23 protein-coding genes are annotated in these 24,693 nt (G+C 50.1%); 15 read left to right on the plus strand and 8 right to left on the minus strand.

Features of this window, described 5'->3' with window-relative positions; translation table 11 throughout:
* A complete protein-coding gene (locus BM184_RS07870) occupies nt 1–780 on the minus strand; it encodes a DeoR/GlpR family DNA-binding transcription regulator (RefSeq protein WP_016173977.1) in 780 nt (259 codons plus the stop codon).
* 449 nt (nt 781–1,229) lie between these two features.
* Here BM184_RS07870 and BM184_RS07875 point away from each other — a divergent pair, with 449 nt between their 5' ends.
* Nucleotides 1,230–4,178, plus strand: a complete 2,949-nt coding sequence (locus BM184_RS07875) for a GW dipeptide domain-containing protein (protein WP_086942975.1) — start codon at nt 1,230–1,232, stop codon at nt 4,176–4,178.
* A gap of 239 nt (nt 4,179–4,417) precedes the next feature.
* On the opposite strand, the gene BM184_RS07880 is transcribed toward BM184_RS07875, so the two are convergent.
* Entirely contained in the window at nt 4,418–5,119 is a 702-nt protein-coding gene (locus BM184_RS07880; protein WP_086942976.1) for a metal-binding protein ZinT, read from the minus strand.
* A gap of 325 nt (nt 5,120–5,444) precedes the next feature.
* Nucleotides 5,445–6,071 carry an FMN-dependent NADH-azoreductase gene (locus BM184_RS07885; protein WP_086942977.1) on the minus strand — a complete coding sequence of 209 codons (627 nt, stop codon included), beginning with the start codon at nt 6,069–6,071 and terminating at the stop codon, nt 5,445–5,447.
* Nucleotides 6,072–6,265: 194 nt separating this feature from the next.
* Here BM184_RS07885 and BM184_RS07890 point away from each other — a divergent pair, with 194 nt between their 5' ends.
* The 3 genes from BM184_RS07890 (at nt 6,266) to BM184_RS07900 (ending at nt 8,863) form a co-directional block, all read left to right on the plus strand.
* Entirely contained in the window at nt 6,266–7,423 is a 1,158-nt protein-coding gene (locus tag BM184_RS07890) for an acyltransferase family protein (protein WP_177208592.1), read from the plus strand.
* A gap of 74 nt (nt 7,424–7,497) precedes the next feature.
* Nucleotides 7,498–8,472: a glycosyltransferase family 2 protein gene (locus BM184_RS07895; RefSeq protein WP_086942979.1), complete on the plus strand. Its 975-nt coding sequence runs from the start codon at nt 7,498–7,500 to the stop codon at nt 8,470–8,472.
* On the plus strand, nt 8,465–8,863 hold the full coding sequence (locus BM184_RS07900; RefSeq protein ID WP_177208593.1) for a GtrA family protein: 399 nt from the start codon (nt 8,465–8,467) through the stop codon (nt 8,861–8,863). Before BM184_RS07895 ends, BM184_RS07900 begins: the two co-directional genes overlap by 8 nt.
* Before the next feature lie 260 nt (nt 8,864–9,123).
* On the opposite strand, the gene BM184_RS07905 is transcribed toward BM184_RS07900, so the two are convergent.
* Nucleotides 9,124–9,885 (minus strand): SDR family oxidoreductase, encoded by a 762-nt coding sequence (locus tag BM184_RS07905; RefSeq protein WP_086942981.1) that lies wholly within the window; start codon nt 9,883–9,885, stop codon nt 9,124–9,126.
* Nucleotides 9,886–10,052: 167 nt separating this feature from the next.
* Here BM184_RS07905 and BM184_RS07910 point away from each other — a divergent pair, with 167 nt between their 5' ends.
* From BM184_RS07910 to BM184_RS07925, 4 genes are all read left to right on the plus strand, one after another.
* On the plus strand, nt 10,053–10,703 hold the full coding sequence (locus BM184_RS07910) for a YdcF family protein (protein ID WP_086942982.1): 651 nt from the start codon (nt 10,053–10,055) through the stop codon (nt 10,701–10,703).
* Between the two features lie 366 nt (nt 10,704–11,069).
* Nucleotides 11,070–12,299, plus strand: a complete 1,230-nt coding sequence (locus tag BM184_RS07915; RefSeq protein WP_086942983.1) for an AAA family ATPase — start codon at nt 11,070–11,072, stop codon at nt 12,297–12,299.
* Complete coding sequence (locus tag BM184_RS07920) at nt 12,289–12,903, plus strand: RloB family protein (protein ID WP_086942984.1); 615 nt, start codon at nt 12,289–12,291, stop codon at nt 12,901–12,903. The genes BM184_RS07915 and BM184_RS07920 overlap by 11 nt, the downstream gene beginning before the upstream one ends.
* A gap of 114 nt (nt 12,904–13,017) precedes the next feature.
* Nucleotides 13,018–13,272: a hypothetical protein gene (locus BM184_RS07925; RefSeq protein WP_086942985.1), complete on the plus strand. Its 255-nt coding sequence runs from the start codon at nt 13,018–13,020 to the stop codon at nt 13,270–13,272.
* Nucleotides 13,273–13,563: 291 nt separating this feature from the next.
* Here the strand turns inward: BM184_RS07925 and BM184_RS15665 are convergent, their stop codons facing one another.
* The 4 genes from BM184_RS15665 to BM184_RS07945 all read right to left on the minus strand — a co-directional run bounded on the left by BM184_RS15665 (nt 13,564) and on the right by BM184_RS07945 (nt 15,775).
* Nucleotides 13,564–14,277: a LysM peptidoglycan-binding domain-containing protein gene (locus tag BM184_RS15665; RefSeq protein WP_086942986.1), complete on the minus strand. Its 714-nt coding sequence runs from the start codon at nt 14,275–14,277 to the stop codon at nt 13,564–13,566.
* 369 nt (nt 14,278–14,646) lie between these two features.
* Entirely contained in the window at nt 14,647–14,880 is a 234-nt protein-coding gene (locus BM184_RS07935; protein WP_068622645.1) for a DUF2922 domain-containing protein, read from the minus strand.
* A gap of 57 nt (nt 14,881–14,937) precedes the next feature.
* Entirely contained in the window at nt 14,938–15,144 is a 207-nt protein-coding gene (locus BM184_RS07940) for a DUF1659 domain-containing protein (RefSeq protein ID WP_068561036.1), read from the minus strand.
* A 91-nt stretch (nt 15,145–15,235) separates the two neighbouring features.
* Nucleotides 15,236–15,775 carry a sigma-70 family RNA polymerase sigma factor gene (locus tag BM184_RS07945; protein WP_086942987.1) on the minus strand — a complete coding sequence of 180 codons (540 nt, stop codon included), beginning with the start codon at nt 15,773–15,775 and terminating at the stop codon, nt 15,236–15,238.
* A 275-nt stretch (nt 15,776–16,050) separates the two neighbouring features.
* Between BM184_RS07945 and BM184_RS07950 the strand changes: the two genes are divergently transcribed.
* The 7 genes from BM184_RS07950 (at nt 16,051) to pulA (ending at nt 24,693) form a co-directional block, all read left to right on the plus strand.
* The gene (locus BM184_RS07950; protein ID WP_086942988.1) at nt 16,051–17,097 is read left to right on the plus strand and encodes a competence protein ComK; all 1,047 of its coding nucleotides are present in this window, start codon (nt 16,051–16,053) and stop codon (nt 17,095–17,097) included.
* 117 nt (nt 17,098–17,214) lie between these two features.
* Entirely contained in the window at nt 17,215–18,027 is an 813-nt protein-coding gene (locus tag BM184_RS07955) for a general stress protein (RefSeq protein WP_177208594.1), read from the plus strand.
* A 163-nt stretch (nt 18,028–18,190) separates the two neighbouring features.
* Nucleotides 18,191–19,027 carry a recombination regulator RecX gene (recX, locus tag BM184_RS07960; protein ID WP_086942990.1) on the plus strand — a complete coding sequence of 279 codons (837 nt, stop codon included), beginning with the start codon at nt 18,191–18,193 and terminating at the stop codon, nt 19,025–19,027.
* Nucleotides 19,027–20,301, plus strand: a complete 1,275-nt coding sequence (gene mutY, locus BM184_RS07965) for an A/G-specific adenine glycosylase (RefSeq protein WP_245830702.1) — start codon at nt 19,027–19,029, stop codon at nt 20,299–20,301. The genes recX and mutY overlap by 1 nt, the downstream gene beginning before the upstream one ends.
* 123 nt (nt 20,302–20,424) lie before the next feature.
* Nucleotides 20,425–20,970: a nucleoside tri-diphosphate phosphatase gene (ntdP, locus tag BM184_RS07970; protein ID WP_068561041.1), complete on the plus strand. Its 546-nt coding sequence runs from the start codon at nt 20,425–20,427 to the stop codon at nt 20,968–20,970.
* A gap of 174 nt (nt 20,971–21,144) precedes the next feature.
* Nucleotides 21,145–22,284 (plus strand): SGNH/GDSL hydrolase family protein, encoded by a 1,140-nt coding sequence (locus BM184_RS07975; RefSeq protein WP_086942991.1) that lies wholly within the window; start codon nt 21,145–21,147, stop codon nt 22,282–22,284.
* A 429-nt stretch (nt 22,285–22,713) separates the two neighbouring features.
* Nucleotides 22,714–24,693, plus strand: coding sequence for a type I pullulanase (gene pulA, locus BM184_RS07980; RefSeq protein ID WP_086942992.1), 1,980 nt, complete (start codon nt 22,714–22,716; stop codon nt 24,691–24,693).

The raw sequence follows: 24,693 nt of genomic DNA on the forward strand, positions 1-24,693 counted from the left end.
TCATAAGTTAGCTCCTTCTTCTGTTTGGGCTTGGGTCAGGGTGACGTATTGCGAGTAATGCGTGACCAGATCTGCGCTGATATGGTCATCGGTGACCAGGTGATCGATGTCGTGCAGGTTGTAGAAATTGTAGAAGTCGTCCCGGTTGAATTTCTTGTTGTCCGCCAGCAAGTATTTTGTGCGGGAGTTGTTCAGGGCGATGTTCTGGGTTTCACCTTCCGCCATGCTATAGGTAGAGATCGCTTCATTGTGGATGCCGTTGGCGCTGATGAAGCATTTGGAGAACTTCAATTTTTTCAGGTTGTCGTTCGCGATCGGGCCGAAGAAAGCACCCGTGTTTTTCCGGTAATCGCCACCGATCATAATGATATCCGCGGTGTCGTATTGGCGTAGATTTTCGAAAACCGGATAGCTGTTTGTGATGATGCGGATTTTTTTGCCGCCGAGATAGCTCGCCAGTATTTCGATCGTCGTGCCCGGCCCGAGGAAAATGGTGTCGCCATCCTCAACGTAGCTTGCCGCCAATTTGGCAATCGCTTTCTTTTCTTCTTTTTGGACTTCTTGTTTTTCCGTATGTGAGAGTTCCTGGTCCAATGCGTAGCTGATGCTTTGTGCTCCGCCGTGGATGCGCAGGATTTTTCCGGCCTTATCGAGTTCGTCCAGATCCCTGCGCACGGTCATGTCGGAAACGTTCAGTTGCTTGACGATATCGGCTACGGTGATGATGCCTTCCTGGTTGACGATTTCAGTGAGTATCAGCAGGCGTTCTTTTTTTAACATTTTCATTCACCTCTTTATGTTAACCATAATTTAGCACAATTTCACGATCTGGTCAACAGAGAACGAACAAAAATAAACAAAAACGCGACAATTTGATGGGTTTTCGAACAAAAATGTGTTTTTCAATGCAATTCAGGTGAAGTTAATTGCTGGAAAATCATTTGGATGCGGTTTCTGTAAAGACATAAAGAAACACAAACAATCATTAATGAACATGAATTGGGGAGAGGCAGCTGTTTCGATCACCTTCAATCGGCGAAACCGCCGCTCGCCGGAGCACCGAATCTCGTCCATCGTCAAGTCAATGAATTAGTTAAAAGGTGTGTCCTATTTTTTTGTAAGCGCTCGTAATCCAAATGAAACAATTAGTTCTCTGTGTAAAATGTTATAATGAATATAATATTTTAAAGTACTCTTAAGAAATCCGTCGGTAAACTAGGAGGACGACTATGAAGATTGTTCAAAGAAAATACACACGAGCGTATGTCGCTTTGTCAGGCTTGGCTGCGAGCTTGCTTGCAGGAAACAATATCGCTTTTGCGGACGAAACGGATGCAGCGACTGCAGGGGTAGCGCCAATCGAAACAACGATTCCGGCGTTTCCTGTGCAACCATCAGCAGATCTGATGCCAACAGCAGATTCTGCTCAAGAGGAGACGGCAGCTTATACGGATGCAAGCAAGGAGTCAATTGTGGTAACCGCTACGGTTTTGGATGCGGGCATATACGGAACCGATCAGATTTCAGGAACAACCCAACCGAATGCGTACGTGTTGGTTTGTGCAGGAGAGAGCAAAGTTGGCGAGCAAACCGCCGATGAAGCCGGACAGTTTACGGTTACTTTGGAGACAGTTCCGGAAGGGACAACGGTTTTGCAGGTGAAAGTCTATAAGGATGCTACCCAAACATTCCTTCTGACTGAATCGGAATGGCAGGTGCCTGTGGCTGAAGCAGTTGAAGCAGTGCCAACTGTGGACGCGGATGGGCCGCAAACAAGTCCGACAGATCCAACTCTGCCGATCCTTGAAAATGATGTCGCTTTACCAACTGTTGAAGAAAAACAGCCGGAATTGGTAACCGAAGACAACCAAGCTGAACAAATCCCAGATACTGAAAAGGAATCCTCTGATACCGAACAATCGGTTCAAGCACCTTTGATGACGTCAGCAACTCCCTCTGTGACCTTGGCGGCCGTCACCGAAGCGAAAGGCACTTGGTATTACTACGTCCAGTCCGGCGATACGCTGCAGAAAATCGCCACGCATTACAATACGGATGTCGCTAGTTTGACGCGCTGGAACAATTTGACGAGTACGCTCATCAATATCGGTCAACTCTTGAGCGTCAACGGCACGAATGCCTATGCGGAAATCGACAAAGAGACGCGGGCGTTCGCCACTAAAGCAGAATTTGTCAACTACCTCGGACAGTACGCTACGGAAATCGGCAACGACTACAATCTCTACGCTTCCGTCATGGTCGCCCAAGCCTCACTGGAGACCGCCTACGGAACCAGCAAACTCGGCACAGTCGGCAATAATCTCTTCGGCATCAAAGGTTCCTACGCCGGCAATTCGATTGTGATGCGTACGTGGGAGGAAGAAAGCGACGGGTCGATCATCTGGATCGATGCCTTTTTCAGGCTGTACCCTTCCTATTATGAATCGATGATCGATTACGCAGAGAAGCTGCGCAACGGGGTCAGCTGGGATGCGAATTACTACAAAGGGACCTGGAAGGAAAACACGACCAGTTATCAGGATGCCACGCTGTATTTGACGGGGCGTTACGCGACTGATTCTTCCTATTACGTCAAGCTGAATGCCATCATCAGCGCCTATGATCTGACCAAATTCGATGGACCGAAAACAGTGGCAGTGAATTACAACGCAATCGTATCGAGCACGAACTTTTCGATCGACAGTCTGCCTTGGGGCACGATCGGCTACAAATATTTGGAGCCTTGTTCGAACTATTACGGCAAGGAAATTGTGGTCACGAAGCAGACCGTTGATGGGCAGTTCGCGTTTATTTCCTGCGCCGGCAAGGAATTGGGTTGGGTCGACATGGATGCGCTGAAGACCTTTTCCACCGTTAAGGCCAGTTACACCTTACCGATCATGAACAGCGGTTACTCGATCGATTCGTTGCCATGGGGTGAACCGGGCTATGTCCATGTCGGTGATACAGCAAGCTATTATGGTAAACTGTCCAAGGTCGTCCGGGAAACGGCAAATGGTATCTATGCCGAAATTTCGGTCGACGGTGTCAAGCTTGGGTGGATCGACAAACGGGCTTTCAATGCGGCTTTTCCGAGCTACAACGCAGTCGTCCGCAAGGGGAATTACTCGATCGACAACTTGCCGTGGGGGACTTCCGGCTATCGGATGCTCGACACCAGCAGTTCTTATGTCGGCAAGACCGTCACTGTGATCGGCAAATCGGCGGACGGTGCATACTTGTGTTTGGCCTATAACGGCTTGCCTTTGGGATGGGTCGACTATCGCGCTTTCGAGAGTTTCGATGCAACTGTCGTTTCTTATACAGCGATCGTTTCTGACACTAATTTTTCGATCGATAGCCAGCCTTGGGGCGAAGCAGGTTATGTTTATCTGGATGCTTCATCGAATTATTACGGCAAAGAAGTGTTGGTGACCCGCAAAACGGCAAATGGTGCGTACGCATATATTTCTTTCGCTGGGAAACCATTGGGATGGATCGACAGCAGGGGCCTGCAGAACTTTTCAACAGTGGCCGTGAATTACAGCTTGCCGATCATGAACGGCGTTTATTCAATCGACAGTTTGCCGTGGGGTGAGCCAGGTTATACCAAAATTGCCGATGCAGCGGCTTATTTCGGGAAATTAGCTACTGTGCTGCGGGAAAGTGTGAACGGTGCCTATGCGGAGGTCGCCATCGACGGTCAACGGATTGGCTGGATCGACAAACGGGCCTTCAGCAATGCGCGTCAGGTTTCCTATTACGCCGGCGTCTCCGGTCAGAATTATTCGATCGACAGTCTGCCGTGGGGTACTGCTGGATACCAGTACCTGGAAAGCACGAACAATTATTTGGACAGCCTCGTGAAAGTCGTCGCGGAATCGATTGACGGGAATTACAAGCTGATCCAACTGAACGGCCGGAACTTGGGCTGGGTCGACTACCGCGCGTTGGCGGCTTTGAATACAAAAGCAGTGAATTACACCGCCACGATCCGCTCTGTCGGTTTTTCGATCGACAGTCTGCCGTGGGGCACGCCAGGATTCACGATGCTGGGACTGACCAGTTCCTATCTGAATACGACTGTGCAGGTCATCCAGGAATCTGTGGACGGCTACTATGCGCTTGTGACGCTGAACGGCAAAACGCTGGGCTGGGTCGACAAGCGGTGTCTCTGATGCTGCAATGAAAAAAATCTCCGGCAGGCGGGTGCTTGCCGGAGATTTTTTTGCTTGTATGCGTGACAGAGGACAGAGCGCCAGCTCCGGTGAAGGGATCGCTAACCGGAGCAGACAACAGAAAATAGCCGCCACCTGCGGCGAAGCCCCCCTAACCGGAGGAGGGCAAAAAAGTCAGTAGTCAACTCCGGCGAAGCCGTCGTTCACGGGAGCACAGCTCCCGGTGACCCACTATCAGATCAGTGATGCAGCATCTCCTCGACGATTTCGTTCCCGTCCATCCCGGCAGGGTAGAAAGTCGGCCATTTGTCCATCTCCTCAAGCAATGCTGCGTGGCTATCATCTCCCAGATAAATGTGGAAGTGCGCGGATGCGGTCGGTTCGATGATATGGTCGCTGAACTGGACGTACTTCGGCGTATCCTGGGTATCATCCGCCCGTTCGAACAGATAGCGGACGCCTTTTTTGCCGGATTCGTAGGTCAAAATCTGATAGCCGCTGTACGCGTAAGTGCCGGTGCGTGCGGTATCGCCTTCGTAGAACGTGATCGAATCGGCGGAGATCGTCAGGCCGGTAAAGGTCGACTCATAGCCGACCGTGTAGTACGCCTTGTATTCCTCGGCGGTCTTTTCGCCAAGGTCTTCGGCTTTTTCCGCGAAGACGCTGTCGAGTGTGCCGTCAAGCAGGTAAGGGTAGACGGATTGCCATTCGCCTTCCCAATCGCTCAATGGGCGGTCGGCAACTTGGCTGTCCTCAAAGATACCGTTGGCGGCATCGATGGTCGCTTGGTCCTGCAGGTTGACGGGCTCGATCGTGATCTCTGCGGCAGTGGTACTGGATTCTGTGGTCTCCTCGGTTTCCGGATCGGGCTGGCAAGCCGCCAAACTCAGCACGAGCAGACTGCCGATCATCCAGCGGGTTGTTCTATGTTTTTTATTCATGTGGTCCTCCTGAAAAATAAATGATTTATAAATCGAAATGATTACGTTTTGTATTATTGCATAGTTGTGCGAAGGCTGTCAACAATAAATAAAATGATTTTGTCTGCCAAAAGTCAGGATTATGATTGAAAAAGCACAAAAAAAGACGCGCACCAGTCCGATTACTGGGCGCGTCCGTATGATTTTGTATAAATAGACGGCTAGCTTCACGGGTAAGCCCTTCGGAAATTAGATAAATCGTACCTATTGCGCTCTGCGATGCTCAGTCGGCACGATTTCCTAAATTTCTTTCAGGGCTGAACGAACCCGTTTCGCTTTTCTATTTTTAAAGTGATTTTGCCAGTTCTGTAACTTTAGCAAGGCCTTCTTCGATGATTGCTGCTGCTTGATCAGGAACAGCTGCGTGTCCTTCGATGATGACTTCGCCGATGATTTCCATTCCGAATACGCCAGCAAATACGTTGCGCATGTAGTTCACGCCCATGTCCATTGGAGACATTTCAGGAGTTGAGTAAACGCCGCCGCGTGCGTTCAGAAGGATAACTTTCTTCTCAGGCATCAAAGCGACCATTTGGCCAGTTTCATCGTATTTGAAAGTGAAGCCGGCTGCAAAGATGTAGTCGATGAATGTTTGCAATTTAGCAGGGATCGTCAAGTTCCACAATGGGAAGGCGAAAACGATCACGTCAGCTGCAGTCACGGCATCCATAACTTTTTGTTTTGCTGCCAAAAGGCGTGTTTCGATGTCAGTCAATTCTTCGCCGACTGCCATTTTGCCGTAAGCGCCGAAAAGGTCTTGGCCCAAGTAAGGCATGTCTTCCGAAAAGACATTGTAAGTTGTGATGTTCAATTTTTCATTTTCTTTAGCCGCGGCCAAAAAAGTTTCGTACATTTTTGAAGAAATTGCTTCCTCTGCTGGTCTGTTGTTTCCTTTTACTACTAAAACGTCCATGTGTGTTCCTCCACTTATTGTATATTTGATGCGGTTTTCAGTTCACTTACCGCATGTAAGTACAGTATAACATCTCGGATTCGAAATAAAAAGTCGTAATGCTCAAAAAAATAAACAATTTGAAATTTTGTAACATTTGAACTACCATAGGAAGGAATATTTCGATAGTTTCGAAACAACGGGAGTGAATGATTATGCAAAAATCCGGCCAAAGCCAACGGATCGAAATCTTTGACGGCATGCGGGGATTGGCCTCCGTCATTGTCATGATTTTCCACATGGCGGTCTGGACAGTCTATGGCTACAGCGCCAACGAATACAAAATCTTTGCCAATACCTTTTGGAGGGTGGCGACGCAGACACCAGTGAAAATGATCTGGGGCGGCAATGAAGCGGTACTGGTCTTCTACATCATCGGCGGTTTCGTGCTGGCACGGCCCTATCTGAACGGGCGGAAGCTGGACTTCAAGTCGTTCATCATCAAACGCTGGATCAGGCTGATGCTGCCTTATATGCTTGTCATCGCGGTGACGGTCATCCTGATTGCGCTGTTTGGGGCCTGGAAGCATGATACGATCGACTTGAGCGGTTCGTTCAATGTGAAATGGAAAAGGGTGACTAACGCGGGCGAGATTTTGTTGTATATCCTTGGGTATGACTACAACTTGAACATCCTCAGCGGTGCTTTCTGGAGCATGGTCCAGGAATGGCGCTTGTCTTTCATCCTGCCTTTTGTGGCAGTGGCGCTGCACCGTAACCGGACAGGGAAGGTCCTTGGGTATTATGCCATCCTGCAAGTAGGGATTGATGCTTTGACGAACTGGGGCATGCGGAGCGATACGGTTTGGTTGGCGCACCTTTCGGAGTCGCTCAACCGGACCAATTATTATGCGATCTTTTTCGTGATGGGGGCGGTGCTGGCGAAGCATCTGCCGGCTATCCGGGCCTTTGTGCGGGAGCATCGCCGTTTCCGGATACTTTCTGCCTGGTCGATTCCGTTTATGATCCCGAGCCAGTGGATCCTCTCTGCGCTCGGGTTGTCGTTTCGGGTACGGAACGCGCTGTTGTTGACGGGGCTGGGCATCATTTTGTTCCTTGTGTTGTGTCTGGAGTCGCCGCGGTTTACCGCAATCTTCAAATCGAAACCGTTGCTGCTTTTGGGAAAGCTGTCCTTCAGCCTTTACCTGACGCACACGACTTCAATCATCCTGTTCGTGACATTTTGGGGTCAGGTCATCCCGCCGGAAACGGCGCTGTTGTTTTCTCCGCTGTTCGCTTTGCCGGTGGCGTATCTTTGGCAGCAGCATGTCGAAACCAGGTGCCTCGGTTTGCTCAATCATTTCAAGAAATAGACGGCCAACCCGCGTCAAGTATGATACGATAAAGGAAAGCTCAGAATTCTGAAAGAACTTGCAGGGGTGGACACATGTCAAAAGATATCATTTCCATCATCGTTCCTTGCCATAACGAGGAAGAGATGGTGCCGATTTTCCATAAAGAGATTGCGGCGGTCAGCGAACAGATTCCGGATGCCGCTTTCGAGCTGATTTTCGTGAATGACGGTTCGAAGGATGCCACATTGGCGGAATTGAAACGACTGGCCGCGCTTGATGAGCGCGTGCACTACCTTTCCTTTTCGCGCAACTTCGGCAAAGAAGCGGCGATGGTGGCGGGGCTGCGCCACGCGAACGGGAATTACGTCGCCGTGATGGATGCGGATCTCCAGGACCCGCCGGCTATGTTGGTGGAGATGGTTGCTTTGATCCGCATCGGCGAATATGATTGCATCGGGACGAAACGCCTTGACCGAAAAGGCGAACCGCCGATCCGATCCTTTTTCGCGAGGCAGTTCTACCATTTGATCAACCGAATCTCCGATACCGAAATCGTCGACGGCGCCCGGGATTTCCGGCTGATGACCCGCCAGATGGTCGACGCCGTCCTCGAGATGACCGAATACAACCGGTTTTCGAAAGGGATTTTCAGCTGGGTCGGCTTCGAGACGAAGTACCTGTCCTATGAAAATCAGGAGCGGGTCGCCGGCAAGACGACCTGGTCATTCTGGAGCCTGTTTAAATATTCGCTGGACGGGATTGTGGCCTTTTCCGAGGCACCGTTGGCGATCGCGGCTTTTACCGGGTTCCTCTCGTTCGCCGTTGCGATTTTGGCGGCCTTGATCCTGACCGTGCGGACACTGGTTTTCGGCAACGCAACATCCGGCTGGACCTCGCTCATCGTCATCATTTTGGGGATGGGCGGCTTGCAGCTGCTTTGCCTGGGAATCCTCGGTAAATACCTGGGGAAAACCTTCATGGAGACGAAACGGCGTCCGCTCTACATCCTGAAGGAGAAGGATGTGAATGTGCCGACTGATCGCAGGGAGGGGCAGGACAATGACTAAATTGTTGGGCCAAGTGGCAAAATTCGGAATCGTCGGTGTGGTGTCGACGGTGCTGGATTTTCTGATTCTTTATATTTTGGCCGATTTCATCGGCCTGCATTATTTGACGGCAGCCGCGCTGGCGTTTGTCGCGGCGACTTTATTCAATTACGCGGCGAGCATGCGCTACGTGTTCACGAGCCGCTTCGGCGAAGCCGAGAAGCGCCAGGAATTGCTGCTGTTCGTCACTTTAAGTGTCATCGGTTTGGGATTGAACCAAGTGCTGATGTGGCTGTTCGTTGATCAAGTGGCGTTGCATTACTTGGTGGCCAAGATCGCCGCGACTGTGTTCGTGATGGCCTGGAATTTCATTTCGCGGAAGATTTGGCTGGAGGATAAGAACGCAGGATAAAGAAAACCGTGGTTTTGGCCCGGAACTCCGGTGACAGCCTGCTTGCCCGGAGCTGGGGCTAAAATCAGATACTCTTCTCCGGTGAGCCGCTTTTCGTCGGAGCTGGGGGCTGAATCGCTTCCGCTCCTCCGGCGAAGGACTCCTTCGCCGGAGGAGCCACTTAGTTTTTCCAACAGGCATCAAGTATATATGAAAAAACGAATGCGGCTGCCTCCTTTTCGGAATAGCCGCATTCGTTTTTCTGTAACAGTAAGCAAAAATCAGTAACTGGTCCAGCCGCCGTCCGCGGTCACGACGGATCCGTTGACGAAACTGGAGTCGTCGGAAGCCAGAAAGAGCGCGACGGAAGCGATCTGGTCGGGCATTCCGAAAGCTGGATTGATCGCCATGCCGACGCCGGTCGTTTCCTGGCCGAAGGTGCTGACGGTACCCATCGATTGGGCGATATTGGTAGCGACAGCTCCAGGGGCGATCGCGTTGCAGCGGATGCCTTTTTTCGCGTACATGAAAGCCGTGTTTTTCGTCAGGCCGATGACAGCATGTTTGGAAGCGACATAGGCGACACCGGCCCGTCCGCCTTGCAGGCCGCCGATCGAAGCGATGTTGATGATATTGCCGCTGCCCTGTTCCAGAAAATATTGGATGGCTTTGCGGCTCGCATGCATCGGACCGTTGACGTTGACGGCGAAGACCTTTTCCCAACGTTCATTCGAGACTTCCCCGACCGGTTCGAAGCCATCCATGATGCCCGCGTTGTTGACGAGGATGTCCACTTTTCCGAAGAGGGCGATGGCGGTATCGATCATGGCGTCGGCATCGGCTTCGATGGAGATGTCGGTTTTTATGGCAGCGGCAGCGTCCAGGGTTTCGGCGTTGATTTCATTTGCGACTTTCAGTGCACCCTCGTAGTTGTAATCAGCAATAACTACTTTTGCGCCTTCTTTTGCGAATTTACGGCAGATGGCTTCGCCCATACCCGAAGCGCCTCCGGTTACAACAGCAACTTTGTTCAACAATCTCATGGTGATTTCCTCCTTATGCCTTGTTGGCTTAATCATAGCACGATAGCGCTTATAAATATTGGATGATGATCTGTGCAGAAGAAAAAATACAAAAAGCGATGGCTTATTTCCACATTTCGGATAAAATAGAGTGATAATAACGTGGGAAAGGATGTGGAAAGCGGAAGATGGCAAATTATCCATTCGACAAGGAGCGCAGCCTCCTGAAGACGGACGAATCGACCAGAATAACGATGCTGCTGCTGAATATATTTTTGATCGTGACTGGCGTATCTTTGGCGATCAGCTTCTACATCCTGGCCAATCTGGAAATCAACGAGGAACCTGTCGTATCCGACATCATCATCGTACCGGAAGGCGCGCCGGAGCGGGGCATCAAGGCATCCGAATTGCTGGATGAAGGCTATTCCGATTCCGGCAAGATCATCGTCTCGCCGCTGCTTGTGGATGCCGAACTGATGTATCTGCAGCCATACGGCGAACTGGGGATGATGGATGATGACATACTCGCGGATTACCAGGCGACCAGCACTTGGACCAATGCCCTTTACAGCATCGCGTTGATGGAGGAGAACGGCTACGACACAGCGATCGTTGTTTCGAGCGATTATCACATGAACCGGGTCAAATACAGCTTCGAGAAAGCGGCGGAGGGGAAGGACTTGACGTTCATCTACGTGTCCGCGGGCGGTCCGTATGGCTTGCCTTGGATCGAGACCCAGCTCGGCAGGAGATTGGCTCAGTATGAGATCTTTAAGACAGTCGGTTATTGGTTGGGGTTGTATAGTTTCATCGATATAGGGGAAGGCGGCTCCTGAATGGGGAGCGCGCCTTTTTTAGATTGTTCGAGTGTAGGTTCAACCGCTCAGCTCCGGCGAGGCAGGTCTCATCGGAGGACAGCGCCTGATCGCCTCCGCTTCTCCGGCGAGGCAGGTCTCATCGGAGAACAGCGCCTGATCGCCTCCCGCTCCTCCGGCGAGGCAATCGTTCCCCGGAGCTGGTGAGCCCCGGACTTTTTCGTTGGTTCACTGAGGATTTCGCAGATGCAAACACTATCGAAATGCCTACAAATCCGCACTCGTGTATACGTTTGCAAGAACATCCTTCGTTTTTGCAATCTTGACGGTTATTCTTAGAAGAAACGCCGCTATGGTGCTATACTTTTTGGTATAGGAGGTGCGGAAATGCTCGTGGAAATTGTGATGGAGAACTTTTTTTCCTTTAAAGATGAGGCTACTTTTTCGATGGTCGCCAGCCCAATCGCTGAACACCCTGAGTCCGTCTATGGCAAGGACAATATCGCCGTGACGAAATTGGCGACGATCTATGGGGCGAACGCCAGCGGGAAAAGCAATTTGCTGAAGGCCATGAAGATGATCCAGGAAGGCGTACTGCTGCAGAATTATACATCCACAGAATGGTTGGGCCACATCGAACCGTTCCATCTGGATGCGCGGACCGAGAAAAAGGACACAATGTTGGAAGCCAGTTTCCTTTTGGCCGGGAGGCTTTATCGCTATGGTTTTTTCGTCAATCGCAAACGGGTGACCGAGGAATTCCTTTATCTGGAGGGCGAAGCGCAGAAGGATCTGTTTTTCCGGAATGAGACAGGCAAAATCGTCGGTGGGGAATGGGCCGAACTTTTCAACCACATCATTTTGGATGATACACGTTTGGCCTTGTCATCCTTGCTTTCAGCACCTGAATCAGCCGAACATCCGGAGCTGAAACTGTTTCTCGAGTGGTTCACGGAGATGCGCATCATCCTGGATACGTCGAAAATCGGGCTGACTATTTCGATGGCGAAGATGCATCTGTCCAAATACAAACATAACCTCTTGGCCTTGATCCGCGTTGCCGATCCGTCCATCCAGGACATCGTTGTCCATGAACTTGGCAACCCGCGCAACGGCCGGTCGGAACTGGCATTTTTCGTCGTCAAGACCCGGCGCAACGAACAGGGGGAGTCGGAGCCGCATTGCGAAAATTTCCGTTTCCAGGATACGGAATCGGCCGGCACCGTCAAATTGTTGGCATTGGCCGGTCCGATCATTGAGGCGCTCGAAAAGGGTGGCCTGTTGATGGTCGACGAGATGGACACGCAATTCCACACCTTGATGACGCGCTATGTGCTGGAACTTTTTTCCGGGCCTGTCAACGATAAAGGCGCGCAGATGATCTATTCGACGCACGACATCACGAATCTGTCCAGCAGCCTTTTCCGGCGGGACCAGGTCTGGTTCGTGGAAAAGGACAGCTACAGCGCCAGCCACCTGACTTCCTTGGTGGAATATCGTTTTGATGACGAGGAAAGGAAGAACAGTTTTGAATTTTACCGCAACTACCTGAACGGCAAATACGGGGCGATCCCGTTCCCGCGGCCGTTGGATTGGTGGGTCGACAATGGAAAATAGAAGAAGGGAACACAAGAAAAAATTCGAACGGCCGGTCGGAACGAAACGGCCGGAAAAAACTTTCCTGATCCTTTGCGAAGGCACCAAGACCGAGCCGAACTACTTCCGCAGTTTTCACGTCATTTCGGCGCAGGTCGAAATCGTCGGGACGGCGATGAATACGATGTCCTTGGTCAACTATGCGCGCGAAGTCGTCGATACCCGGCCGGATGAATACGATGAAATTTGGCTGGTGTTCGACAAGGATTCCTTCGATCGCGACATCTTCAATGAAGCCGTCTTTTTCTGCGAAACTCATTACCGTCAAGGTTTCCGCGCCGCCTACAGCAACGAAGCTTTCGAAATCTGGTATCTGCTGCATTTCGAGCTGATCAAAAAATCGATCTCGCGCTTCCATTACCCCGACATGCTGTCGAAACGGCTGGGCTTTTTCTACAAAAAAAATCATCCGCACATGTATAACGTACTATTATCAAGGCAGCCGGCCGCCATCCAGAACGCCAAGACACTCTACAGTCAGCGCTCACCGTCGCCAGCGCGGGACAACCCGTCCACGACCGTCTTCATGCTGGTCGAGGAACTGAACAAACATCTGCGAAAATAATTTAAAAAATTTTAAAAATAAAAAAAGCTGGCGCGAATTATTGCGGATAATACCAGTGTAGGTCTTATCAAGCAGCAAAGGCCACTCAACAAGACGAGAAGGGATCGATTGCATATGTTCATGACACCGGTATTGGGGATGGATTTCACAGAGGACAAGAAAGGGATCGTCATTCATTTTGTTGAAGACGACGCAGTGGCGGAGGAGTATCTGTTCGAGACAACGGGTGAGGCGGCCGCGTTTTTCAGAAGCTGCCAAAACTTGTGCGATGAGGTCAAGGAGGAGCCGCTTGAGGTGCAATATGCCATCATCAGAGAGTTCTTGGATCTGGATATCGGCGAATTCAACTACGAACGCGCTTATTATTGATGGAAAACGCAAAAGAAGGCCAGCCCCGGTATGATTCGGGGTTGGCCTTCTTTTGTAGCTTCGGAATCGACGCGCAGCTCCGGCGAGAGTCCTGTTCGCCGGAGGATACCGGTAATAATCGGCCTCACCTACGGCGAAGCCGGCCTCGTCGGAGCAGGGAATCAAAAATGTGGTCTGAACTCCGGTGAAGCCTGCGTTAACCGGAGCAGAGAGTGTAATACAGCTTCAAAGGAATCAGCACCAGCAACAGGGGGCCGGGTGCTCTGCTTTTATTGGGGTTTCCGGTATCGTTCAGTATTGGCGTACCTTCAATTGTTGGCCAATCAAAATCAGGTCGCCCGACAGCTGATTCAACTGTTTTAGTGTTGCCGGGGTCGTGCCGTACTTGCGCGACAGCGCCCAGAGCGTGTCGCCTTTGACGACGCGGTGCAGCAGGAACGTGCCGGGCGCGCTCGCAAGGGGTGGCAGCGAGGACAGACCGGCTTCGATGTCCTGGCGGAACCGGGCTTGCGAGATCCCCCAGATCGCGAGGTAGCCGTCCGGATCGGTATGGTCAGTTCCGCCGACATTTTTTGAAACCCAGGAATGTGTTTTGATGCCTCTGTCCTGCACGCTCGCACCGCTGTTGAGCGTGCAGGGGATGCCGGCTTCCAGCGCCAGTTTCTGCAGCAACCAGACATAGGCTTTGTAGTCCTGTTCAAAAATGGGGCGGCTGTTCGTCCGCGCCAGCTCGACTTGGGCATAGGCATAACCGTTCGCTTTCGGGCCGACACCCCATTGGACTTTGCCGGTGTTGGCGATCTGGATTATTTTCCCGCCTCCGCCGACCCAATGGGAAACGAAGGCGTTTTGCCAGTTGCGCTGCATGTAGCTGACTTCGTTCTCGAGGCTGTTTTTGCCGACATTGTTCGGGTTGCCGGATTCGTGGGCGATGATCAGGTTGGCTGCGGTGAGTTGATTCTGATAGATGGAAAAAATCCGTTTTTCGATTGTGTGGTTCATCATGTTCCTCCTTGTGGTTGTTCTTGCTGTAGACTCTTGTGGCCGATGGGAAATCAAAAAGGGTGCCTCTGAATGAGACACCCCTGGGCGTTGTTGATGAATACTTAAGCTGTTCAGCAGTCCAAGCGGCTTGTACTGCTTTTCTGATATAACTAGGTAAATATAAAATTTTTTAAGTTCAAAAGTACATCACCGTAGGTGTTCCACAGGATTGCAAAATGTTTCATGCATCCAATGTAGATGGCTAGCTTCACGGGTTAGCCCTTCGGAAATTAGATAAATCTGACCCATTGCGCTCTGCGATGCTCATTCAGGGCCAGATTTCCTAAATTTCTTTCAGGGCTGAACGAACCCGTTCAGCTTTTCTTATTTTTATTCGGCTTCGGCGATCAGGTCAGTGATGGTGCGTTCCACGTAGCGGGCGCTGTTGACTGCCGTGAATGGGTTGATGCCTTTCACTTCGAACGCGTTCAGGCCGATGATGGCGTCCATTGCCGGTTGCAGTTCAGCCGATGTCAAGCCGCTTTTCGGGTTCTTGACACTCAAGTTGCGGGTTTTTCCGTCGGCCGTCAAAAATTTCAATTCCAAGGTTACAGTTGTCGTCATGTTCATTTCCTCCTAGATGTCTGATGGGTAGGGATTAAAAAGCTGCTTTCGGTTGGCTTAGGCGATGGAGTAGCGGTTCTTTTCGACAACAACTGCGTAGGCTGCAGGCAGGTCGACGAGACCGGATACGGCTGATTGGAAGGATTGGACCTGTTCAGCTGTGACGCCTGGTTTCAGGTTCGCGAATGACTGTTTGACTTCCTTCTCGTTTGCAAAATCATTGAAATAAAGTTCGATGTTTCCTTCTTCGTATTGTTTCACCATTTGGCATTCCTCCGTTTTCTTTTCTTGTAAGTGTCATGACTGCCTACACCTATAACGACGAAGGCGGACAGGCAATGTGTAACCCCGTCTGTCAGGACTTCAAAAAAGGGCTGGCTTTGGTTTGGATCTGCCGTCTTCTTTTGTAGATCGTTTTGCGCGAGATGCGTTGTTTTTTGGCGATTTCGGTGATGTTCAGTCCTTCCAGCGCATCCCGCAGATAGGCATTCTCCTCAGCGGTCAGACAGGCGCAAAGGCGTTGCAGCAGATCAGCCTGCTCCAGTCGGTCTTCATGGGAATAAGCATGGGGGATTTCCTCCAGCTCCTCGTCGGAAAGGTAGGCTTCGCGGCTTTCTTTTTTGCGGTCTTTGCGGATTTGGTCCAGGAAAGTCCAGTGAATTTTTTGTTTGGCATAGCTGACGAACAGAAAGCTGTTCTCGGTTGCGAGCGCGTCCTTCTGGCAAGTTTCGTAAGTGTCAAAAAGGGTGATCAGGCCTAATTGGTAGAAGTCGTCGTAGTCGTTGTGGTCCGGATACCGATTGATTTTTTTCAGACAATGATGGATGACGCCCGCGTACAGGTCGCTCAGTTGTGTGGCGGCTTCATCGGTGCAGATTCTTTTTTTGATATTCATGGTTTTGCCTCCGTAAGGTAGTGGATGGCGTGATGCAGGGGATGAACCCTGTGCATGCTCATCACGGCCTCGGCAAGCTTGCTGATGCCCATATTAGCGGTCCGGGGCCGGTAGGGTCAAAACGGCAAATGCGGCAAAAAACCTGACAAAAATGAAGCCAATCGCATAGTTGCATGCAAATTTTCAGAATACGCGACAAAATGTAAGCGTTTTAATATCATTCGGATGCAAAGTAGTATATATTTTTAATAAACATTCCTAATTGGGGGGACTTTATGGAAAATAAGACAAATAAACAATCGCGGAAAAGGGCAGAGCGGAAAGTGGACCATCAAACTGTCGAAACACATATCAAGCCAATTGCCGGGCATTCCTCGGCAGATTTGCTTGCCGAGCATAGCCTAAACGATTTGAAGGCAACCAAAAATGTAGGCAAAACACTTGATCCGGAAATGTTGGATACGATCATTTCGCATCTGCGCACCTCGTTGGAGGCATCGTTTGCGCATAAAAGCCAGAAAAAAGAGGAGCCGGAACCGTTTCAGGTGCTGCTTGATCCGGAGAGCATTCAGGCCTATTTGGAAAAAGCCTGGGATTTGGACCGTTTTGTGTTGGACAACAGTTTCCTCTACTTGCTTAGCTTGGATCCGCAGCTGCACCGGACCGATTTCCGTACGCTCATTTTTTTCAAGGACGGTCGCCTCATCAAGACGCGCGAAAGCAGCAACAACGTGATGCGTTCGCTTTTTGAATTGATCGGGTTCAACTATGATTTCATTCGGGGGATTTCGACGCGGGTCAACGGAAAAGAGGGCCATTGCGTACCCTATATTTTCGGGAGGTACAGTTTTTTGCCGTTGAGCGGCCCGACCCGCAAGCAGAGTTCCTGGATCAATCTTTCCAAAGTGCAGCATTATCGGGCGCTGAAAGGCGAAAAGGGGGTGGAAGTCCATTGTGAGAATCAGCATGTTTTCCAGCTTCCGGTGCGCCCGCAATTTTTTGCCGAAAAGGTCAAACAAGCCGGCCAGACCATCCATCGCCAAGAGCATTTCTTGCGCAACGTTTTAAAGAATTTCGATTATGTCGATGGAAGGAAAGAGGAGCGCGAGAACAATCTGTTGGGGAATGCTTTTCATGCGCACACCGATCGCATTTCGCTGATTTCGATGGAGGATTATATCCGCATTTTCCAGTTTTCCTTTGCCGAAACGGCTTTGCGCCATCCTTCCCTGCGTGACAATCCGGTGACGGACGAAGCGCTGCACCTGTTGCGGGAAAACCTCTACGCCGATCTGCCGCACCTGCGGAATGCAGTGCGCTAAAAAACCGCAGAGGCTGCTGCTTTACCGGTGGCTGAAAAAGGCTATCATTTGTGATTCACGTGGAAGTATCTTAAAATGAATGCAAAGAACAAATCTTCAGTAACGGGAGGAATCGAAATGGACAAGAGAATCGAAGGTACTTTTGCTAACCAAGAAATGCTGATCGATGAAATCACGCATCTGATCAAATATGAAGGCTATGCACCGGAGCAACTGCTGGTCATCACCCGCAACGGCAAAAGCAATTACATTACGGAAGAGACTGCGGTGCAGGTCATCATAACCGGTGAGGACCGCGAAGAAGATTCTTTATGGGACAAAATCGTAAAATTCTTTACGGTTGATTTGGAGGAAGAAGAGGAAGAAGCGATTTTCGAACGCTACGGCATCGACGAGGACACGTACGAGCGCTTTGAGGATGCTTTGGATGATGGGGAATTGCTGCTGCTGATCGATGATGCGGCTCCGATCAACGATGAGCATGCCGAATTTTTGGTGCGCGATGGCATACTGCCTGACGAGAAAGTCGTCCCTGTCGCAGCTGCCACTGCCACGAAACCGGATTGGACCCCCGCCGACAGCGATGAAGCCGGTGATGTGCCGGCTCATTCCATCGAAGCCGAGAAAAAACTGGAGGGCACCAAAGTTGCTGCTGCTTCGCCGACTCAGCCTGCTGATGTGACCGACGATATCACGGGACAACCGATCGAGGCGGAAACGGTAGCCGATCCTGCGATGGCGGAAGACAGTCACCATTTGCCTGAAATGCAGTTCGACAAAGATGATTCCTTGCCGGAACTGGACGAAGAGAAGGGACAGTTTTCCAAAGACCCATTCGGAGGCGATACGGTTGCTGCCGAAGCCGGTGAAGATGCGGAAGACATCGAGCCTGATTATGAAGAGACGGACAAACCGAAACCGGCTCTGTGATTGATAGAAACACCAAGAGCTGCCTCATTTTGAGGCAGCTCTTGGTGTTTCTGGCGGGCGGAAGCCATCACCAACTCATAGAAACGATTTCGAACATACGTTTTGTCCGTTTTGATTTTTGCGTGTATAATGACAAGTGAGATTCGCCGAAAGGATGTAGAACATGGATCATACCGAAGAACAGGCTGAAAAATTGCCTGTCGTAACAAAAATAACCGTCCAGAAAAAACGGAAGGACCGCTTCAATGTCTTCATTGACGGGGAGTACTCCTTTCCGATATCGGAAGCCGTGCTGATCAAGGTCGGCTTGCATAAAGGCATGACGCTCACGAAAGAGCGCAGTGCCGAGATCGAGAAGGAAAATTACGATTACATGGCTTACACGACGGCAGTCAATTATCTGTCCTACAGCCTGCGCAGCGAGAAAGAGGTCCGCAAAAAACTGCATGACGAAGAAATCAGCCCGGACGCGATCGAACGTGCGCTGACGCGGCTGATAGACCAGAATTATGTCAATGACCGCATCTATGGCGAAAGTTATACGCGCACCGCCGCGAACCTGAACCTGAAAGGACCACAGCTGATCGCAAACGAATTGAAAGGAAAAGGCTTGTCGGAAGACGATATCGCCATTTCGCTGCAACAATATCCGCATGAGCTGCAGCTTGAAAATGCCCAAACGATCGCCGAGAAGCAACTCCGCAAACAAAGCCGGGTCTCTTCGCATGAAGCGGCTTCAAAGATCCGTCTCCATCTGCATCAAAAAGGCTATCCTTCCGACATCGTCCTGGAAGTCATGGGAGAAATCGAAACAGAAAAAGAGGAAGAGGACGAAATGGCCGCACTGCGTATGCAAGGCGACAAGCTTTGGCGCCGTTACGAGCGTAAAGCGAAAGGCCGCGAGCTGCATCAAAAAGTGAGGTCGGGCCTTTACCAAAAAGGCTATCCGGGAGAGCTGATCTCCGCCTATATCGAAGAAAAGGAACAGGAAGCAGAATAATGACAAACTTAGAACACCAAAAAATATTCAAAGCAGCTGGCATCGAAATGTGGCCGGCCGAGAAGATACAGGCTTTCCGCAAAGCCCTGCTGGATTGGTACGACAAAGAAAAACGCGACCTGCCTTGGCGCCGGACGAGCGATCCCTACAGCATCTGGGTGTCGGAAATCATGCTGCAACAGACGCGGGTGGACACGGTGATTCCGTATTACCACAATTTCCTGGATAAATTCCCCGACATCGCAGCGTTGGCGGCAGCGCCGGAAGACGCGATCCTGAAGGCTTGGGAAGGGCTCGGGTATTATTCCCGCGTCAAGAACATGCAGAAGGCGGCGCAACAGATCGTCGCCGATTACAATGGTGTTTTCCCTAAGGATCCGCAGGAAATCGCGAAGCTGAAGGGCATCGGTCCGTATACCGCCGGCGCCGTTTCCAGCATCGCCTTCCAGATACCGGAGCCGGCAGTCGACGGAAACGTCATGCGGGTCATGAGCCGGTTGTTCGAAATCGATGCCGATATCGCCAAACCAGCCAGCCGGAAAATCTTTGAGGCGGTCGTGCGCGAACTGATCGACCCGGAGCGGCCGGGCGACTTCAATCAAGCATTGATGGACCTGGGCTCGAGCATCTGCTCTCCGCTGAATCCGCAGCCTGAAATCAGCCCGATCAAGGCCTTCAATGCCGCCTATAAAAATGGAACGATGCATCTTTATCCGGTCAAGAGCAAAGCGAAAAGGCCGGTGCCGATGAACCTGCAGGGCGTCATCCTGCAGAACAAAGAGAAGCAGTTCCTTTTGGAGAAACGCCCGAGCAGCGGCCTATTGGCGGATTTTTGGACGTTTCCCTTGATCCAGCTGGACCTCGATGCGGTACCCGGATCGGAGGATGCGACACTTGAACCGGCGATCATCCAGACAGAATTGTTGGTCGCGGAGGATTTCCCGAAGCTGACGGAAGCAGCAAGGAAGGCCGGCAAAAAGTTGCCGTCCTTTAACCAGATCGAAGCACAGCTTTCAGCGGTTGTGGCTGAAAAATACGGATTGAAGCCCGTCTGGCTGAAGGCGGAAACCGGATCGGTCAATCACATCTTCAGCCACATCAAATGGCACATCACTGGCTATTACGGACGCGTGTTGACGAACGATGACAGCCGATTGCCGGAACAATGCCGCTGGGTCAGCGAAAAAGATTTTGCAGATTATGCTTTCCCGGTGCCGCAGCAAAAAATGTGGCAACAATTCCAGCAGCAAACCCGAAAAGAATTTGGTCTATAATGGCTAAAGTTTCGCAATCTATTTCCATTCTATGATATACTGTTCAATGAACTGAAAGTTGAGAGTTCCGCCGAAATGATTTCCGGCGAGGGCTCAAATAGTTGAAGAAAGTTGGGCACCGTGATGCATAATCCTCGGGAGGGAGAATTCATCACCATAAAGAGTTATAAGCATGACGGCAGCCTGCATCGAACGTGGCGTGACACCATGGTATTAAAAACTAGTGACCAATCCATAATCGGCTGTAATGATCACACCTTAGTAACGGAAGCAGATGGGCGTCGCTGGGTCACCAGAGAGCCTGCATTGTTGTATTACCATAAACATTATTGGTTCAACATCGTCACCATGATCCGCCAAAAGGGTGTCTCCTACTATTGCAATCTGGCATCGCCTTATGTGATCGACCAGGAAGCACTGAAGTACATCGATTATGACCTGGACATTAAAGTTTTTCCCGATGGTGAAAAACGTTTGCTTGATGTAGATGAGTATGAATTGCACCGCAATCGCATGAATTACCCAAAAGAGATCGACCATATCCTGAAGGAGAACGTGAAGATTTTGGTGAGCTGGATCAACGAAGAAAAAGGTCCATTTTCCAAAGAATACGTCGACTTATGGTATGAGCGGTACTGTCAGCTGTCGCATAATCAGCAAAACTCGTGATGAATCCAAATTATAAAAAACCAGTCGAGCTTTTTTGATCGGCTGGTTTTTTATCGGAAATATCCGCCGGCTCGAAAAAATACCGTGCATTAACACAACCGTTATATTATGATAAATATATCTGTAATATAGAGTCAATATTTGAAATGCGATTAAAATATTGGAGGAATCAGAATGAAAAAAAGGGAAATAGTACTTGTTTCCATCATGGGTATCCTTACGATTGCCATTGTTCTTTTTGGATATAAATACGCGGCCGGTAAAAAAGAGGCCTTATTGAACGAAGGGGAAAAACAAACGGAAACTTTTTCCGAACTTGCTTCCTCGCAAGGATCTGCAATCGCAGAGAGTGACACTTCAGGGGCTTATGCGCAGCTCTTGGCCGCTTTTGCAGAGAACAGAAGCAATGCATCGGTCGTCGATTATCTGCAATATGTTCATCATCATACGAAGGAAATCAATGTCGCTTTTTTCGGGGATGTCGCAACCGATGCGGTTTGGGCCAAGTCTGCCATCGCCGGCATCCAAGCCGATTATCCGCTGGAGAATCTGACGACGTCGTTCTTCAGTCATCCGTCCGACAGCAGCTCGGTTTATCTGAGTAGCCAGTATGTTCAGGAAATGGTCGCAAGCAATCCGGATGTGATTTTCTACACCATTCCGACGAAGACAGATCAAGTGGTTGATATCAGTCTGGTCGAGTCGACGCAAAACATTTATGAAATTTATGATGAAATCAGAGCTGCCTTGCCCGACGCGTTGATCGTTTTGGTGACACCGCCTCCGGCAGAAGCAAAAGTGGCCGTTTGGAATTCACGTTCATTGGATTACCGGAACTATACCAACAATCTGGTGGAAGAGAACGCTGCTTTCACCGTTCCGTTATACGATCTGCATGCGGACTTCTTAGCTGAGTTGACAAACCGCAACGAAACGTTGGCCAACTTTATGGATGCGGCCGGTTTGGAATTGAATGAAGCCGGACAGCAACTTTACGGTGAGCTGTTTGCGAATAGCCTACGGACAAAAATGATCGATACGACAGCCGGTTTGTACGTGGAAGGCGAAAAACCTGCCAACACACCGATCGCCCCGACCTTAGTCATGCCGGAAGCGACTGCCACTGTAATCGAGGAGACTGTCAGCGAAGAGACGGTTTATGAAGAGCCAGTTTATGAGGAGTCCACCTACGTAGCGCCGACATATGAATATGTCGCGCCGGTTACTGATGCAACAGTGACGCCGGTCGTTCCGAGTGAAAATACTACAACAGATCAGGGTACAGCTACAGAAGATGCAATAACTGAGCAGTGATTCGCTCACGAAGTCCTGGTGGATTTGAACCTAATCCTCACATGCAAAACACACAAAAATATAGTCTGCATTTACCGGATTGTACGGTATATGCGGGCTTTTTTAGTGGTTTTTTCGTATTTTTGATCACAGCAAAGCAGATAGGTCAACCACAATTAATCCGCGCTTCACAAAGTGACTTGGTAAGGATAACACAAAAACATTATTGTCCTTCCTTTTTTGGAAATCCTTTGAAAGATTGATATTATTGAGGTTTTGATGTATAATAATGACGTAACCAAAAGATGTAAGCGTTTTTATAAAAGGGGTTCTGTGTAGGTCCAAAACTATGTATTTCACAAATATGCAGACAAATTTGGAAACCGCCGCACGATAGCCATCCGCGTAAACGCAATTTCATCAGAAGAGAGATTTTTCGGAGGTAATGTCATGCAAATACAAGTTGATGAACGGAAACGGACTGACGTTCTATCGACTATTTATTATCAATATAACTTAGATAATTTAGATGATCGACTAGAGCAATTTGTACAGTCGCCTGTTTTTGATAAAAAGTATTCATTTGATGGAGAATTGGGGGCACTTTATACACCGCAGCGGACTATTCTGCGGTTGTGGGCTCCGACTGCGCTCAGCGTAGAAGTAATTGTTTATGAAAGTCTGTACCGCAAAGAGAAGAAAAGACACACGATGGGGAAAGGCGGAAGAGGGACTCACGAACTTATTATGATTGGGGACTATGCAGGGACTGCCTACAAATATGCGATTACTTTCCCGGATGGAAAAGTCGTCGAAACGGTCGATCCCTATAGTTACGCGACCACCGCAAACGGAGAACGCTCCGTCATTTTGGATGCAGTAAATACGAATCCGAAAAGATGGGGAGCTCGTTTGGAGCCGATAGCTTCACCAGTCGACGCCATTATTTATGAATTACATATTCGTGACTTCACGATTTCCCCAACAAGCGGGGTCAGAAACAAAGGCAAATTCTTGGGAGTGGTCGAGGAAGGGACTCTATCCGTGGATGGCGACAAGACAGGGTTGGATTACCTGAAAGAACTGGGCGTTACGCATGTCCAGTTTTTGCCGATGGCCGATTTTTCCACAGTCAACGAGTTGAAACCCTTGGAACAATACAACTGGGGCTATGATCCTCAGAACTTCAATGTTCCGGAAGGATCCTACGCGACCAATCCCTATCAACCGGAAGTTCGCATCCTGGAAATGAAGGAAATGATCCAAAGTTTGCACGATGCGGGGATCCGGGTCATCATGGACGTCGTTTACAACCATGTTTATTTACCGAAGCTGCATGCATTGGAAAAAACCGTGCCTGGCTATTATTTCCGCAGAAATGCCGATGGAACGCTCTCCAATGGGACGGGTGTCGGTAACGATACTGCTTCGGAGCGCTATATGATGCGCAAATACATCATCGACAGCATCACCTATTGGGCGAAGAACTTCCATATGGACGGGTTCCGCTTTGATCTTATGGGAATCCACGATATCGAAACGATGAACGAAATCCGTGTCGCTTTGGATGAAATCGATCCTTCCATCATCATGCTTGGTGAGGGGTGGAATCTGAACACCAATCTGCCTCCTTCCGAAAAGGCTGTCCAACAGAACGCGGACCGCATGCCCGGTGTGGCCCATTTCAATGATGCGTTGCGTGAAGCGATCAAGGGTTCCGACTTCAACAGCGGGAACGACACCGGTTTTGTCACCGGCAAACCGTTCATGGAAGGCTGGGTCGCCACCAATCTTCAGGGCGGAGCGTACTATCCCGCTAACCGAGGAAGCTACAAGACGCCTGCTCAGATGGTGCAATATGTGGAGGCCCACGACAATCTGACGCTTTATGACAAACTGAAGATTTCGATGCCGTGGGATGAGGAAGATTCGCGTATGCGGCGTCACCTTTTGGCAAGCAGCTTCGTTTTGTTGAGCCAAGGCATTCCGTTCATTCATGCGGGGCAAGAGTTTATGCGCACAAAGAACGGGCTGGAGAACAGCTACAATGCGCCGGATTCGATCAATCGCATGGATTGGCACCGCCGTTCCGAGATGAAACAGGCTGTGGAGTACATGAAAGGCCTGATTGCATTGCGCAAGCAGGAACCGTTATTCCGCTTGCGGACCATCGATGAAATCAAGGGGCACATGAATATACTCAAAGCCGATTATCAGATTGTTGTCTATCAGTTGGAGGACACAGAAAAGTTATACTACGTCATCTTCAATGGTCAGACGAATGCCATCGATTTTGATGTCGAAGCCGGGGATTATCGGGTGTTGATCGAGGACGGTAAAGCGAACTTGGATGAACCGAGAATGGTTGAAGGGCTGTCCCGCATCCGGGTGGAAAACCTGTCCGTTACAGTGCTTGTGAAGAACAAATGA

Source organism: Trichococcus pasteurii (genome assembly GCF_900112935.1).
GTDB classification, from domain to species: Bacteria; Bacillota; Bacilli; order Lactobacillales; family Aerococcaceae; genus Trichococcus; species Trichococcus pasteurii.